At 68.4% G+C, this 14064-nt stretch carries 19 protein-coding genes; 15 read left to right on the top strand and 4 right to left on the bottom strand.

The genetic code is table 11. The features are described 5' to 3' along the window. Window positions 1-3 precede the first annotated feature (3 nt). From HLA95_RS05860 to HLA95_RS05850, 3 genes are read left to right on the top strand one after another with little or no spacing between them, the layout of a single operon-like run. On the top strand, window positions 4-414 hold the full coding sequence (locus HLA95_RS05860) for a hypothetical protein (protein WP_222182762.1): 411 nt from the start codon (window positions 4-6) through the stop codon (window positions 412-414). Next, the gene (locus HLA95_RS05855; protein ID WP_191062370.1) at window positions 411-686 is read left to right on the top strand and encodes a hypothetical protein; all 276 of its coding nucleotides are present in this window, start codon (window positions 411-413) and stop codon (window positions 684-686) included. Before HLA95_RS05860 ends, HLA95_RS05855 begins: the two co-directional genes overlap by 4 nt. Next, on the top strand, window positions 686-898 hold the full coding sequence (locus HLA95_RS05850; protein WP_191062371.1) for a TraR/DksA C4-type zinc finger protein: 213 nt from the start codon (window positions 686-688) through the stop codon (window positions 896-898). Before HLA95_RS05855 ends, HLA95_RS05850 begins: the two co-directional genes overlap by 1 nt. Here HLA95_RS05850 and HLA95_RS05845 read toward each other — a convergent pair. Further along, window positions 895-2067 carry a site-specific integrase gene (locus HLA95_RS05845; RefSeq protein ID WP_222182760.1) on the bottom strand — a complete coding sequence of 391 codons (1173 nt, stop codon included), beginning with the start codon at window positions 2065-2067 and terminating at the stop codon, window positions 895-897. The genes HLA95_RS05850 and HLA95_RS05845 overlap by 4 nt on opposite strands. Before the next feature lie 282 nt (window positions 2068-2349). Continuing rightward, window positions 2350-3645, bottom strand: a complete 1296-nt coding sequence (gene blh, locus HLA95_RS05840; protein WP_191060718.1) for a bifunctional sulfur transferase/dioxygenase Blh — start codon at window positions 3643-3645, stop codon at window positions 2350-2352. A 173-nt stretch (window positions 3646-3818) separates the two neighbouring features. On the opposite strand from blh, the gene HLA95_RS05835 reads away from it, so the two are divergent. The 4 genes from HLA95_RS05835 to HLA95_RS05820 are packed head-to-tail and all read left to right on the top strand — an operon-like array spanning window position 3819 to window position 5964. After that, a complete protein-coding gene (locus HLA95_RS05835; RefSeq protein ID WP_191060717.1) occupies window positions 3819-4235 on the top strand; it encodes a DUF5602 domain-containing protein in 417 nt (138 codons plus the stop codon). Next, complete coding sequence (locus HLA95_RS05830) at window positions 4232-4783, top strand: plastocyanin/azurin family copper-binding protein (RefSeq protein WP_222182758.1); 552 nt, start codon at window positions 4232-4234, stop codon at window positions 4781-4783. The genes HLA95_RS05835 and HLA95_RS05830 overlap by 4 nt, the downstream gene beginning before the upstream one ends. A 24-nt stretch (window positions 4784-4807) precedes the next feature. Next, a complete protein-coding gene (locus tag HLA95_RS05825) occupies window positions 4808-5524 on the top strand; it encodes an RNA polymerase sigma factor (protein ID WP_191060720.1) in 717 nt (238 codons plus the stop codon). A gap of 5 nt (window positions 5525-5529) precedes the next feature. Next, entirely contained in the window at window positions 5530-5964 is a 435-nt protein-coding gene (locus HLA95_RS05820) for a PAS domain-containing protein (protein ID WP_191060716.1), read from the top strand. Window positions 5965-5976: 12 nt separating this feature from the next. Here HLA95_RS05820 and HLA95_RS05815 read toward each other — a convergent pair whose 3' ends face one another. Next, window positions 5977-7200 (bottom strand): UxaA family hydrolase, encoded by a 1224-nt coding sequence (locus tag HLA95_RS05815; RefSeq protein WP_222182754.1) that lies wholly within the window; start codon window positions 7198-7200, stop codon window positions 5977-5979. After that, window positions 7200-7514: a UxaA family hydrolase gene (locus HLA95_RS05810; protein ID WP_191058333.1), complete on the bottom strand. Its 315-nt coding sequence runs from the start codon at window positions 7512-7514 to the stop codon at window positions 7200-7202. The genes HLA95_RS05815 and HLA95_RS05810 overlap by 1 nt, the downstream gene beginning before the upstream one ends. Before the next feature lie 129 nt (window positions 7515-7643). Here HLA95_RS05810 and HLA95_RS05805 point away from each other — a divergent pair, with 129 nt between their 5' ends. The 8 genes from HLA95_RS05805 to HLA95_RS05770 all read left to right on the top strand — a co-directional run bounded on the left by HLA95_RS05805 (window position 7644) and on the right by HLA95_RS05770 (window position 13800). After that, complete coding sequence (locus HLA95_RS05805) at window positions 7644-8315, top strand: GntR family transcriptional regulator (protein WP_191058334.1); 672 nt, start codon at window positions 7644-7646, stop codon at window positions 8313-8315. Window positions 8316-8368: 53 nt separating this feature from the next. Then, complete coding sequence (locus tag HLA95_RS05800; RefSeq protein ID WP_191058346.1) at window positions 8369-9388, top strand: zinc-binding alcohol dehydrogenase family protein; 1020 nt, start codon at window positions 8369-8371, stop codon at window positions 9386-9388. Continuing rightward, a complete protein-coding gene (locus HLA95_RS05795; RefSeq protein WP_191058335.1) occupies window positions 9385-10167 on the top strand; it encodes an SDR family NAD(P)-dependent oxidoreductase in 783 nt (260 codons plus the stop codon). Before HLA95_RS05800 ends, HLA95_RS05795 begins: the two co-directional genes overlap by 4 nt. A gap of 56 nt (window positions 10168-10223) precedes the next feature. Continuing rightward, entirely contained in the window at window positions 10224-11204 is a 981-nt protein-coding gene (locus tag HLA95_RS05790; RefSeq protein WP_191058347.1) for a C4-dicarboxylate TRAP transporter substrate-binding protein, read from the top strand. A gap of 77 nt (window positions 11205-11281) precedes the next feature. After that, a complete protein-coding gene (locus HLA95_RS05785) occupies window positions 11282-11752 on the top strand; it encodes a TRAP transporter small permease (RefSeq protein WP_191058336.1) in 471 nt (156 codons plus the stop codon). Beyond that, window positions 11749-13023, top strand: a complete 1275-nt coding sequence (locus HLA95_RS05780) for a TRAP transporter large permease (RefSeq protein ID WP_191058337.1) — start codon at window positions 11749-11751, stop codon at window positions 13021-13023. The genes HLA95_RS05785 and HLA95_RS05780 overlap by 4 nt, the downstream gene beginning before the upstream one ends. Window positions 13024-13073: 50 nt before the next feature. Continuing rightward, window positions 13074-13511, top strand: coding sequence for a hypothetical protein (locus tag HLA95_RS05775; protein WP_191058338.1), 438 nt, complete (start codon window positions 13074-13076; stop codon window positions 13509-13511). 85 nt (window positions 13512-13596) lie between these two features. After that, window positions 13597-13800, top strand: coding sequence for a YdcH family protein (locus tag HLA95_RS05770; RefSeq protein WP_191058339.1), 204 nt, complete (start codon window positions 13597-13599; stop codon window positions 13798-13800). The last annotated feature ends 264 nt before the right edge of the window (window positions 13801-14064 follow it).

Here is a 14064-nt window from a genome sequence, read left to right as displayed (position 1 = left end):
GCCATGCTGACCGCCAAGAACGCGCTGATCGCTCTCATCGCCCTGGCGGTGGCTGCCCTGGCCGGCGCTGGCGGCATCAGTTGGGGCTATTGGTCGCCGCGCCTGCAAGCCGCTGAGGCGCGCGCCACTCGCGCGGAAGCCGACGCCGAGCGTGACCGCAAGGCCGCCAACGACAGCGCCGACCTGGCCGTGCGTCAGGGCCAGGCCGTCGAGGAACTGCGCGCCAGGCTCGCCCAGGCCGAGGCGGATGCCCGCGCGGCGCGTCTGGAGGCCCAGGAGCGGCGCGGCAGGACCGACGCCGAGGCCCAGCAGACCCTGGCCGAAACCGACCCGGCAGGTGCGACGGAGCTGGAGGCGGTGCACGCCGCTCAGGCCGCCTTCGATGCCGAGCTTGCCCGGGAGCGCGCCAAATGATCCGCGCCGCCGCCCTGATCCTTGCCTTCACCCTGGCCGGCTGCGGCACCACGCGGCCACCGGCGCCCGAGGTGCGCACGGTCGAGGTGAAGATTCCCGTCCCGGTGCCCTGCATGGTGCAGCCGGTCAGCAAACCCGCATTCGCCGTGGACGCGCTGCCGCTGGGCTCCAAGGCCCCGGCGCAGATGCGCGCGCTGCGCGCCGAACGCAAGCAGCGCATCGGCTACGAGGCCGAGCTCGAAGCCGCGCTGCAGCACTGCATGAAACCCTGATGTCGCTCGAAGATAAAGCCCAGGAGCACGAAGCCCTGGAATGGGAGCTGCGCAACGCGGCCCGCCCCACCAAAACGAAATTCGCACCCGGCGAGCCAGAGTATGGACCCGCCGAGTGCGATGACTGTGAAGTCGAGATGCCGGAGCCGCGCCGCGCCTACGGTTACCGCTACTGCGTGCACTGCGCAGAGCGGCGCGAGAAGCGGCGCTAGGCGGCCGCCGCCGGCTTGCTCCAGTTGCCGGCAATCACCTCCGCCATCTTATCGGCCACCTTGGCCTGATCCCCCACGAGCCCGTGCAGGTAGCGCTCCGTCGTGGATAGCTGACGGTGCCCCAGCGCCGTGGCGATCTGCTTCTGCGTGAGCCCCGCCATGTGGCCGAGCGACGCGAAGCCGTGGCGCAGGTCGTGGATCCGCAGCGCCTTGGGCAGCCCGGCGCGCGCCTTCACGATCGCCCAGGTGCCGTAGGGCGACTGCATGCTGCGTCCGTCGAGCCGGCCCGGGATGAGCCACTCGTTCTCCGGCAGGGCCTTGATGATGTCGATCGCGGCCTGCGACAGCGGGATGCGCCGCTGGCCGACCTTGCTGTCGGGCAGAAGCAGCAGCCGTCGCTCGAAATCCACCCAGGACCGCTTGGCCTCCATGATCTCCGACTTGCGGCAGCCGGTGAGCATCAGCAGCCGCACGAAGGCTGCGAAGGCCGGCCGGATGGCGCCGTCGTTCACCAGCTCGGTGAGCGCCGCGTCCAGGCAGGCGATCTGCTCGGGCGTGAGGATCAGCTCGCGTTCGGCGATCTTGTACTTCTTCAGCCGCCGGCACGGGTTGGTGCCGGGCGCCCGCCATTCCCAATCCTCGGCGAGGTTCAGCGCCTTGGAGAGGATCGCCACGCACTGGTTGGCCACGGCCGGCTTCTCCGACAGGCTGCCCTGCAGCTTGAGGATGTCCGCCTTGGTGAGGTCGCCCACGCGCTTGGTGCCCAGGGCCGGCAGGATGTGGCAGCGCCAGTTGATGTCGTCGCGCTCGCGGCTGCTGGCCTTCTTGAACGGGATGGCGTGCTCCTTGGTGAAGCGGCGCTCGAGGTCCGCCACCGTGGGCGCGTCCTTGTCCTGGCGGCGCTGTGCGGCCGGGTCCTCGCCGGCGGCGACCGCCGCGAACACCTTGCGCGCCAGGTCGCGCGCGCGGTCCGGCGGCATGTCGGTGCAGCGCGCCACGGTCATCTTGCGCTGCACCTTGCCGTCGATGGTCCGGTACCGCGCCACGTAGGTCTTGCGGCCGCTGGGCTGGACGCGGACGCCGAAGCCTGGCGCCTCGGTGTCCCATATCCACTGGTCCTTCTCGCCCGGCTTCAGCCCATCGACCAGGGTCTTGGTCAGCTTCGGCATGCTCAGCTCCTGCGCCCGAGAGCTGCGCCCGAAAATTTGGGCCCGAAATCTCCGGGCGCAGGTCGGGCGCAGTTTTGCGTGAATGGGGGTGATCCCGGGCGCAAGTTAGGGAAGTCGGGCGCAGGGAAGGAGCGGTATAACCCGTTGAAATCAGGCACTTTCGTGTATCTCCGTGAAAACCAGAGAACACTTGCCATACAAACTCAAAATCCGGTTCCGAAAGGAGTGTCGGTTCGATTCCGACCGCCCGCACCATCCGCCCGATCCCCTTCCTGCCCGCTCTCACCAGACCGCGCCCGGCAGCGCGTCCAGCGGGAATTTCAGGTAGCGGCGGCCATCCGCCTCCGGCTCGGGCAGCCGCCCGCCTTGCAGGTTCACCTGCAGCGCGTGGAGGATGAGCTTGGGCATCGGCAGGGTGCGGTCGCGCGCCTGGCGGAGCTTCAGAAAGGCCGCGCGGTCGCAGTTCGCCAGATGGGGGTTCGAGCGCTTCTGCTCCGCCACGGTGGTTTGCCAGCGCGGGTGCCGGCCGCCCGGCTGGTAGTCGTGGCCGGTGAACAGCCTGGTGTCGTCCGGCAGGGCCAGGATGGCCTGGATGGAATCCCACAGGGCTTCGGCGCTGCCGCCGGGGAAGTCGGTCCTGGCCGTGCCGCCGTCGGGCATGAAGACGGTGTCGTGGATGAAGGCGGTGTCGCCGATCAGGTAGCTGACCGAGGCCAGGGTGTGGCCGGGCGAGGACATCACCCGTGCCTCCAGTTCGCCGATCCGGAAGCGGTCGCCGTCCGCGAACAGCCGGTCCCATTGCGCGCCGTCGGTGCGCAGCTCCGGCCAATGGTAGAGCTGCTGCCAGAGACGCTGGACCTCGACCACCCGGGCGCCGATCGCGATGGGCGCGCCGGTCCTGGTCTTGAGATAATGGGCGGCTGAGAAATGGTCGGCATGGGGGTGGGTGTCGAGGATCCACTCGACCGTGAGCCGTTCCCGCTCGACATGGGCCAGGAGCGCATCGGCGTTGCGGGTGGCGGTGGCGCCGGACTTCTCGTCGAAGTCGTAGACCGGGTCGATGATCGCGCAGTGTTTGGTCGCGGGGTCGGTGACGATGTACTGCACGCTGGCGGTGCGCCCATCGAAGAAGCCCGTGACCTGCGGAACGCAGGCGCGCTCCCGCTCCAGCCAGCGCACGGCACCCGTCAGGTCGAAGCCGTGGGCAGTGCCGAAGCCTGCGATCTCCGGTGCGGCCATGCGGCCTTCCAGCGCCTGGCCCAGCGCATGGAGCATCAGCGCCCGCTGGCCGGTGCGGCAATGGGCGAGGACCCGGCCGTCTGCTTTGGTGAGTGCCTGGCCGAACGCCTGGACATCGGCCTGCGTGACCGCCGCCTCCGCCACCGGGATGAAATGGTAGGCCAGGCCCGCCGCCGCGCAGGCGGCCTTCTCGGCGGCACTGCCCGGCTGGCCCGGATCCTCGCCATCCGGCCGGGCATTGATCAGCGCCCGGAAGCCCTGGGCCGCCAGGTCACCCAGCTCCGCGACGTCGGGCTGCGGCGCCACCGCTAGCCGCTCGTCGACCGGCACGATCCGCATGGCTGCTCCTCCTGGCCATCACCTGGCACAAGTTATGGAACGCCGGCAAAGCCGCTCTCAAGGATGACCATCACTGCGGGGGCGTCGTGCCTGGGGAACATTCCCGCCGGTCCTCCATCGAATGGAGTGCCTGCCGCTCTTCAGCGGGCAGGCGCTCTTCCCTGGAGGATGCGATGAGAACGAGCCTCGCCGTCCTGGCGCTCGCCAGCCTGTTCGCCAGTCCCGTCCTTGCCGCCGATGGGGTCGCCAAGGCCCCGCCGGAGGGCGAGTACCGCAAGGTCAGCGAGCTGGTGAAGCTGCCGGACTTCCTGCCCGGGCTCGGCCAGCTCTACGTCGATCCCGCGACCCTGCCGGCCGGCCCCTTCCTGGCCTACGACCATGACGGCAGCCTGGTCAGCACGATCTACATGCTGCCGGTCGCGGACCTCACGAACAAGGACAAGCGCTTCGACGACTTGGCCGCTCCCGGCGGGGCGGTCGATCATGTCGATGTCTACCTCAATGCCGGCCATCCCGGGGTCGAGATGCCGCATACGCATGTGGTGCTGTGGCATGTCCCGGCCGCGGACGAAGTGCGGGTGGCGAAGTGATCGTCACGCGCCGGCGGGTGCTGCGGATCGGCGGGGTCGTCCTCGCCGGTCTGGCCGGCACCGCATCCGGCAGCACCGGCGGGGCCGCCGAGATCGCCATGCGGGGCAATGAAGACGGCTCCGACGTGTGGTACGATCCGGTCGGCCTCCATGTCCGCCCGGGCCAGACCATCCGGTGGACCAACCATGACGCCGGCAATGCCCATACGGCCACCGCCTATCACCCGCACCATGCCGGCCGTCCTGCGCGGATGCCACCGGACGCCGTGCCCTGGGACTCCGACTATCTCCTGCCGGGCGAGAGCTTTGCCGTCACCCTCCTGGTGGAGGGTGTCTATGACTATTTCTGCCTTCCCCATGAGCCGGCCGGCATGGTCGGGCGGATCGTCGTGGGCAGCCCGCCGGTGGCCGGGCCGCCTCCCGGCGACGTGCCGGGCGTGTTTCCCTCGGTCGAGCAGATCCTGCGGGAGGGCTCGGTCCGGCGCAGCCGGACGGCGGCGGCGTTGCGCCGCCGTCGGGAACATTTCGTGGCTTCGTGCATCTCATGATCAGGCTCAGGGAGATGGGCGATGATGGCAGGAGCAGCCGCGCCGGCATGGGTGCCGGACGAGTTGGACGATCTGGCGCTGGTCGAGCGGGCCCGACGTCGTGACCAGGAGGCGTTTCGCCTGATCATGCAGCGGCACAACCGGCGGCTCTACCGGGTGGCGCGCGGGATCCTCGGCGACGACAGCGAGGCTGAGGATATCGTCCAGGAGACCTATCTGCGCGCCTTCACCCATCTGGACGGTTTCCGCGGCGATGCGCGCCTGTCGACCTGGCTCACCCGGATCGCGGTGAACGAGGCGCTGGGCCGGCTCCGGCAGCGGCGGCCCCTGTTCGACTTGAATGTTCTCGACACGATGGACGACCAGGGAGAGGCCGAGGTGATCTTCCTCCCATCGGCCGCGCGGGATGGAGGACCGGAAGAAGCTGCCGCCCGCGCCCAGGCGCGTCGCCTGCTGGAGGACGCGATCGACCGGTTGCCGGATGCGTTCCGCATGGTGTTCATGATGCGCGAGGTCGAGCAGATGAGCGTCGACGAGACCGCCGTCCAGCTCGGGCTGCTCGCCGAGACCGTGCGCACACGGCTGCACCGTGCCCGCCGCCTCCTGCGGCAGACGCTCACGCGGAGCTTCACCGCCACCCTGGCGGATGCGTTCCCGTTCGACGGCGCGCGCTGCGAGCGGATGACCGCGGCCGTGCTGGCGCGCCTCCCGGCTGCCCGGGACCAACCATCGAGGGAATGAACGGCATGGATTTTTCGCGCATCGCGGCCGACAGCATTCTCGCCGCGGCCGCCGATGCCGTCGTGGCCACGGACGCCGAAGGGATCATCCGGGCGTGGAATCCGGGAGCGGAGCGTATCTTCGGCCATGCCGCCGGGGAGGCGGTCGGCCAGTCGCTGGACCTGATCATCCCCGAGCGGCTGCGCGCCCGCCACTGGGAAGGCTTCCACGAGGTCATCCGCACCGGCAAGAGCCGCTACGGTGCGGGCGACCTGCTGGCCGTCCCGGGCATCCGCAGGGACGGGCAGCGCATCTCGCTGGAGTTCACGATCGTCCCCTTCCATGACGACGGGGGCCGGATCGCCGGCATGGTCGCGGTGATGCGCGACGTCACCGCCCGGTTCGAGGAGACCAGGCGGCTGAAGCAGCAGTTGGCCGAAGCCAAAGGAGGCGGCGGCTGACGCCCGGCCGGCTCAGGCCGCCGAAGGCAGGCAGGCCGGGCCCAGCGGCTCGAAGCTCTTGTAGCCCAGGATGAATTCCTGGTGGCCCAGATCCTCCGAGCGGGTCTTCTGGCCGCCGGCCGCCGCCAGGATCAGGTCGAAGATCTCCTGGCCGACCTCGTCGAGGGTCGCTTCGCCGTTCAGGATCCGGCCGGCATCGACGTCCATGTCGTCGGCCATGCGCTTGTAGGTCTCGGGATTGGCGCAGATCTTGACGACCGGCGAGATCGCCGAGCCCACCACCGAGCCGCGCCCGGTCACGAACAGCACGAGATGGCTGCCGCAGGCGATCAGCTCGGCGATCTCGGCATTGTCGTTGATGTTGGGAAAGCCGAACCGGACCTCGCCGTCCGGCACCACGTCCAGGAGGTAGAGCCCGCCTCTGGGCGGCAGGTCGCCGGGCTTGATCAGGCCAAAGATCGGCGAGCGGCCGGACTTGGCATAGGCGCCCATCGACTTTTCCTCGATGGTGGACAGCCCGCCATCGGCATTGCCCGGGGCGAACGAGCCGTAGCCCAGCGTCGCATAGTAGCGGGCGGCCTTGGCGACGCTCGCCTCCAGCTCCTGGCCGAGCTCCGGGGTGACCGCGCGCGCGGCCATGATGTGCTCGCAGCCGATCAGCTCGCCGGTTTCCTCGAAGATGCAGGTGGCACCGGCCTCGACCAGCCGGTCGAAGGCGCGGCCCGCCGCCGGGTTGCCGGTGATCCCGCTGGTCCCGTCCGAGCCGCCGCAGACCGTGCCGACCACCAGCTCGTCGACGGCCATCGGCACGGTCGGTGCTGCCGCCAGGAGTGCGGCCTGCTCGGCCACCCAGGCGCGGCCCTCCGCGATGGAGGCGCGCGTCCCGCCGGTGGCCTGGATGGTGAGCGTGCGGACCGGCCGGCCGGAATCGCGGACCACCTGCTCCAGCTTGTACTTGTTGAAGCTCTCGCAGCCCAGCGACACCAGCAGCACCGCACCCACGTTCGGATGGGTGCACAAGGCCTCCATCATCCGCTGGGCATAGGCGTTGGGAAAGCAGCCGGGAAAGCCGATCACGTGGACGCCCTCTTCGCGCAGGGGCCAGGCGATCTCGCGGCAGACATGGTGGGCGCACTCGACCAGATAGGCCACCGCGACCGTATTGCGGATGCCCTTGCGCCCGTCCTGGCGCAGCCAGCCACGCATGGCGGGAACAGGCGCACTCATCTCAGCCATCAGGCGTCTCCGGGGCGGGGCTTGGCGTCGTCCAGCGTATGGGTCGCAGTATAGTTGCTGGCGATGTTGTGGACATGGACATGGGCGCCCAGGGCGATCGGGCGGGTGACGCGGCCGATCGCGACGCCGTACTTGCGCACCGGCATGCCCGGTTGGAGCGGGTGGCGCGCCACCTTGTGGCCGAGTGCGATGTCGGCATCGGCGGGCACTTCCTGCCCTTCCACCACCATGGGCTCGCCGCGGCGGATCCGGCCGATCGCGACCAGGATGTCGTCCTGCGGGTCGAGCAGCAGCAGCCGTGGATCGCTGGTCATGATGTCTCCTGATTGGCGGCAGGTGCCGCCACCTGCTCCCGATCGTCAACTTGGAAAATAGAAAATTTTATATTTGACCAGCCTGCCGGCCATGTGCTGGTTGCCGGGCGCTTGAGCAGGGGCAGGGACGTGGAACGACTGACACTGGCACGGCAGGCCTATGCAGAGATCCAGCGCAAGATCCTGTCGGGTGAGCTCGCTGCGGGCCAGCGGCTCCTGCCCGATGCCCTGGCCAATGCGCTCGCGATCAGCCAGACCCCGGTCAAGGAAGCGCTGGCGCTCCTGGAGCGTGACGGGCTGGTCACCGGCGTCGACCGGCGCGCCTCGCTGGTGCGCCGCTTCACGCCGACCGACATCCTGGAGATCTACGAGGCCCGCATCCTGCTGGAGCTGAACGCGCTCGCGACGGGCTTCCATGCCGGCCGGCTCGATGCCGCCTTCATCACTGCCGTCGAACGGAACCTGGCGGCGCAGGCGGCGCATCACGACCTGGGCACCAAGGAAAGCCTGGCCGAGATCATCGCGCTGGACCGCGGCCTGCACGCGATGATCCTGGAGGCCGGCGGGAACACGGTGCTGGCCGACTGGCACCGCGGCATCCAACTCCAGCTCCAGACCGTCCAGACCTACTCCATCGCCAATTACGACCTCGGGCGCTCGCGCGACGAGCACCAGCGGATCCTGGCCACGCTGCACACCGGCGAGCTGGAGCCCATGCAGGCTGCGCTGCGCGACCATCTCCAGGCCAGCCGGGACGACCTGATCCGCCGGCATCCGGACGACCTGCCGCTGCGGCGCTAGCCGGCAGGAAGCCGCCAGCAGTGCCCCTCCTCCCCTCCAGCCATGGCAGCCCGATGAAAGCCCTCCTGATCGAATCGCTTCGCCGGACCCGGCTCGACGACGTCCCGGAGACCCTGCCGGGCCCGGGCGAGGTGCAGATCGGAGTGCGCCATGTCGGCCTGTGCGGCAGCGACCTCAACACGTTCTGCGGCCTCAACCCGCTGGTCGAGCTGCCGCGGATTCTCGGCCACGAGATCGGCGGGGTGATCCTCCAGTGCGGCGAGGGAGTGCCCGCTCATCTCCGGGCCGGTGCCGCGGTGACCGTGCTGCCCTATACGAGCTGCGGCCAGTGCTCGTCCTGCCGCAAGGGCCGCACCAATGCCTGCCGCTACAACCGCACGCTGGGGGTGCAGCAGGATGGCGGGCTGAAGGAGCGGCTGGTCGTCCCGCACGAGAAGGTGATCCCGGTGGCCGGCATGGCCGAACGCCACCTGGCCCTGATCGAGCCGCTTTCCGTGGGCTTCCATGCCGTGGAGCGCGGCCGGGTGGCGCCGGGCGACCGGGTGCTGGTGCTGGGTGCCGGCATGATCGGGGTCGGCGCAGTGCTGGGCGCCCTGCGCAAGGGTGCCGAGGTCACCGTGCTCGACATCGCCGCCGACAAGCTGGGCCTCGTGCAGGAGCTGGGTGCCGCGCACGTGATCGACCCGGGCAGGGAGGACGCCCAGGCCAGGGTGGACGAGCTCACCGGGGGCGACGGCTACGACGTGGTGATCGAGGCGGTGGGCGTGCCGGCGACCTTCGTCCAGGCGGTGGATTTCGCCGGCTTTGCCGGCCGGGTCGTCTATATCGGCTACTGCAAGACCGAGGTCAGCTACCGTACCCAGATCTTCAACCTGAAGGAGCTGGACATCATGGGCTCGCGCAACGCGACGCTGGCGGACTTCCAGGCGGTGATCGGCGGCCTCCAGGGGATGGGCACCCAGGCCGACCGGCTGATCACCACCACCTTCCCTCTCGCCGAGGCGGACCGGGCGCTGCCCTACTGGGACGAGCACCGTGCCACCACGCTGAAGATCATGGTGGAGCTGCCATGACGACCGCCCCTGCGCAGGGCTTTCCCGCGGCCTTCGGCTTGGCAGGGCGCACCGCCCTGGTGACGGGCGGCGGCTCCGGGATCGGCCTTGCCATCGCGCGCTGCCTGGCTGTGGCCGGGGCAAAGGTGATCATCGCCGGCCGGCGTGCCGACGTGCTGGAGGAAGCGAAGGCGGGGATCGAGGGGGAGGTCCATGCCAGGACGGTCGACCTCGGCCAGCCGGAGACGCTGGGCGGCTTCGTCGAGGAGCTGACGGCGGCGTTCGGCACGATCGACATCCTGGTCAACAATGCCGGCAACACCGTCAAGAAGCCGTTCGAGGAGTCCACGCTCGCGGATTTCGACGCGGTGTTCGACGTCCATGTCCGTGGTGCCCTGGAGCTGACCCGCCATGTGCTGAAGGGCCAGGTGGCGCAGGGCGAGGGCGTGGTCCTGTTCACCGCCTCGATGACCTCGTTCATCGGCCAGCCCCTGGTGCTGGGCTATACCGCCGCCAAGACCGCGCTCACCGGAATCGTGCGCGGCCTGTCCGCCGAGTTCGCCGGGCGAGGCGTGCGGGTCAACGCGATCGCACCCGGCTGGATCGACACGCCGCTCTACCGCAAGGCCACGGCGAACGATCCCGCACGCCAAGCCAAGATCCTGGGCCGCATCCAGATGAACCGGCTGGGCACGCCGGAGGACATCGGCTGGACCGCCGTGTTCCTCGCCTCGCCGGCCGCCGCCTATGTCACTGGGCAGACCCTGGTGGTCGATGGCGGCGGCGTGATCGGCTTCTGAATCGAGTTTTGACAAGACCAACTGGAAGAAACGTCATGACACGGCCTGTTGCCACGATGCTCCGCCGCACGGCCCTGCTCGCCACCGCAGCCATCGCGCTGCTCGGTGCGGTTGCCGGCAGCGCCCATGCCGACCCGGTCGCGATCAAGGTCGCCTACGAGAACAACCCAGGCGAGCCGGTCGACCAGGTCATGCACTACTGGCAGGACCTGATCGCCGAGCGCAGCAACGGCGAGATCACGCTGGAGCTCTATCCCAGCTCGCAGCTCGGCTCGAAGAAGGACGTGACCGAGCAGGCCATGATGGGCATGAACGTGATCACGATCACGGATGCCGGCTTCCTCGCCGACTACGACCCCGACCTCAGCGTGCTGTTCGGGCCCTTCCTCAGCGACGACCCGGCCAAGATCCTCCAGATCTACGAGAGCGACTGGTTCAAGGAGAAGGAGCAGGGGCTGCGCGAGAAGGGCATCCGGATCGTCCTGCCGAACTATCTCTACGGCGTGCGCCACCTGATCGCGAACAAGCCGGTGCACACCCCCGCCGACCTGGCCGGGATGAAGGTCCGCGTCCCGAACAACGTCATGCAGATCAAGGCCTTCGAGGCGATGGGTGCCACGCCCACGCCGATGCCGCTGGGCGAGACCTTCACCGCCCTGTCGCAGGGCGTGATCGACGGCGTGGAGAACCCGCTCTCGGTGCTCTACGGCCAGCGCTTCCACGAAGAAGCCAAGTATCTGAGCCTGATCGGCTATCTGACCAACGTGGCGGTGTTCGTGGGCGGCGAGGCGTTCTTCTCGACCCTGCCCGAGGAGCAGATGAAGGTCATCGAGGAAACGGCCCATGAGGCCGGCGTCTACAGCCAGAAGATCACGGCGGAGGAAGACGCTGCGGTCATCCAGAAGATGAAGGATGCCGGGGTCGAGGTGATCGAGGTCGACAAGGCGCCGTTCCGCGAGGCCACGCTCAAGGTCTACGAGCAGTTCCCGGAATGGTCCGAAGGTCTCTACGCGCAGATCCAGGAACAGCTCCAGTAAGAAGCCAGTTCGGGACTTGAGGGAAAGCCGCCGGCGCACCGACGCCGGCGGCTTTCGCCATCCAAGGGGCCAGCGCCATGAAGCATCTCTCCAGCGCCGCCGTCTGGATCGCGTCGATCCTGCTGGCGGTCCTGATCGTCCTGTTCAATGCCGCCGTTTTGATGCGCTACGTCTTCCACCAGCCGATCCACTTCACCGAGGAACTCTCGGCCCTGCTCCTGATCTGGATCGTGATGGCCGGGACGATCGCGGCCGAATACGAGAACCAGCATCTCTCGATCACCGTCCTGACCGACCTGATGCGCGAGCGGCCGCGGCAGCTCCTGGGCCTGCTCACGGACGTCCTCTCGGTCGTGGTGCTCCTGTTCGTGGCTTGGCTCGGCTGGCGCCTCGCCAACACCGTCCAGTTCAAGATCACCAGCATCCTGCGGATCTCCTGGTTCTGGATCGACCTGGCGGTGCCGGTCGGAGCCGCGGGGGCCGCGATGGTCATGGCGGACCGGGCGGCCCGCACCTTCAAGCGCCTGCGCATGCGAGACGCCGGATGAGCCTCATCGTCATCTCTCTCATCATGCTCCTGGCGTTCGCCCTGGGCATGCGGCTCTATATCGGCATCCTGATCGCCGTCCTCGCCTACTTCCTCCTGTTCGGCTCGGTGCCGCTGGTGATCGCGGTCCAGCGCGTGGTGGGCCCGACCGAGAACGTCTCGCTGCTGGCGATCCCGTTCTTCATCATGCTCGGCACGCTGATGTCGCATACCGGGATCGCCGAGCGGATGCTGCGGCTGGCGGACCTGCTGGTCGGCCGGATCCGCGGCGGGATGGGGCTGGCGAACATCCTGCTCTCCACCCTGATGGGCGGCATCAGCGCCTCCAACCTGGCCGACGCGGCGATGCTGAGCCGCATGATGGTGCCCGAGATGGAGCGCCAGGGCTATGACCGGGCGTTTGCCGGCGCCGTCACCGCGGCGGGCTCGCTGGTCACCCCGATCATCCCGCCCGGGATCGCGCTCATCATCTATGCGCTGCTCGCCGACGTGTCGGTCGGGCAGATGTTCATGGCCGGCATCCTGCCGGGCCTGCTCTGCGCCTTCCTGCTGATGCTCGCGACCTATGTCACTGCGGTGCGGCGCGGCTACCGGCCGGCACGGGAGTCCTGGCCGACGGCCCGGGAAACCGGCTCGACCCTGCTCGCGACCTGGCCGGCGCTGCTCCTGATCATCGCGATCATCGGCGGCATCCGCGCCAACGTCTTCACGCCCACCGAGGCCGGCGCGGTGGCGATCGTGATCGTCCTGATCATCGGCTTCGTCATCTACCGCCAGATGCGGCTGGCCGACGTCGGCGCGGCACTGGCCGAGACCGCCAAGTCCACTTCCTCGATCTTCCTGGTGATCATGGCCAGCTCCGCGCTCGCCTGGATCTTCTCCCTGGAGCAGGCGGGCGTCGGCCTGTCCCAGTTCATCACCAGCCATACCGACAGCCCGTTCGCCTTCCTGATCGTGGTGAACGTCGTCCTGCTGATCGCCGGGATGTTCATGGAGGGCACAGCACTGATGATCGTGCTGGTGCCGCTGCTGATGCCGACCGTGCGCAGCCTGGGTATCGATCCGATCCATTTCGGCATCGTGATCATCTTCAACCTGTCGATCGGCACCCTGACCCCACCGGTCGGCACGGTGATGCTCCTGGTCAGCAACATCGCGAAGATCAGCGTGGCTGCCTTCACCAGACAGGCGCTGCTGCTCTACGCAGCGCTGTTCGTCACGCTGATCCTGCTCACCTACATCCCGGAGATCTCGCTGCTCCTGACCCGCTGAGACGTCCGGCCGGCATCGGGCGGCTCGCCGGTGCCGGCCATGGCGGGAACATGCAGAATGTCGCGGGCGCGCCGGGCGTCATGACGATCCGCCGCCACCCGCCGATCAAGTCCCGTACAGTTCCCGGGAGGCGGGGCAGGCGTGGGCAGCCGGACAGCCAGTTCACCGGCATGGGCAATACATCAGAAGATCAGGGCAAGCAGGCCGATCACTACCAGCAGGCCGATCAGGAAGATTATACCAACAGTTCCGCCGATGAACTTGAGCATTGGAGTCGTCCTCTGGAGCTGGCACTGAGGATATGCTCTGGTTTCAACGGTCGCATCGGCACGCCGGTTCCAAGAACGGGCGGGGTCAAGCCCCCTGCGCTGTTCCGGCCCAGATTAGGACTGCAATCCGGCGTCGCACCCTCCGGCCGGCGCCAAGCCAATGAAGATCCAGCCTCACGCGGCGCTCCCCATGCGACCGACGCGCACGCCAGGGCGTGACGAAATGGTGACCATGCAGTGGCAACCTTTGCTGGCCAAGGCTATATATCGAGGGTGGAGACCACCTTTGGGAAGGAGCTCACGCATGTCGTTGCTGGAGCACGTCGGTAGCCTGCGCGTGAAAAAGTCCCAGATCGAGGACCTGATCGATCAAGAACAGCACCGACCTCTCCCAGACCAGAGCATCCTGACCCGCCTGAAGCGGGAGAAGCTTAAAATCAAAGAACAGATCAATAAGCTCGATGCTCACATGAGCACGACAAGCGGGACTGCCCGCGTCCTCCAGTAGTCCGGTCGCCGGCCGCGGTTCACGATCCTCCCGCCGTGCGGCGCACGGTGCCAGGGAGACAGTGACTTCTGGCCGGCCTTGGCTGCAGGCGGCAGGCCCCGACGGCACCTGCATCCCGTCGCGCCGACCCGCCTGCGGTCCTGTGATCGCCCCCTTGGCCGAGCCCGGGCCGTCCCGGCCGAGCGGCAGCGGGAAGCGCCTCGGCCGCGCGACAATCTTGCGCGCTGCTCAAAAATAGGATCATTCTTCCGCCCGAGATGGTGA

The sequence above is a fragment of the Geminicoccus harenae genome, assembly GCF_019800005.1.
GTDB classification, from domain to species: Bacteria; Pseudomonadota; Alphaproteobacteria; order Geminicoccales; family Geminicoccaceae; genus Geminicoccus; species Geminicoccus harenae.
This window is presented reverse-complemented; position numbering and strand designations above follow the sequence as displayed.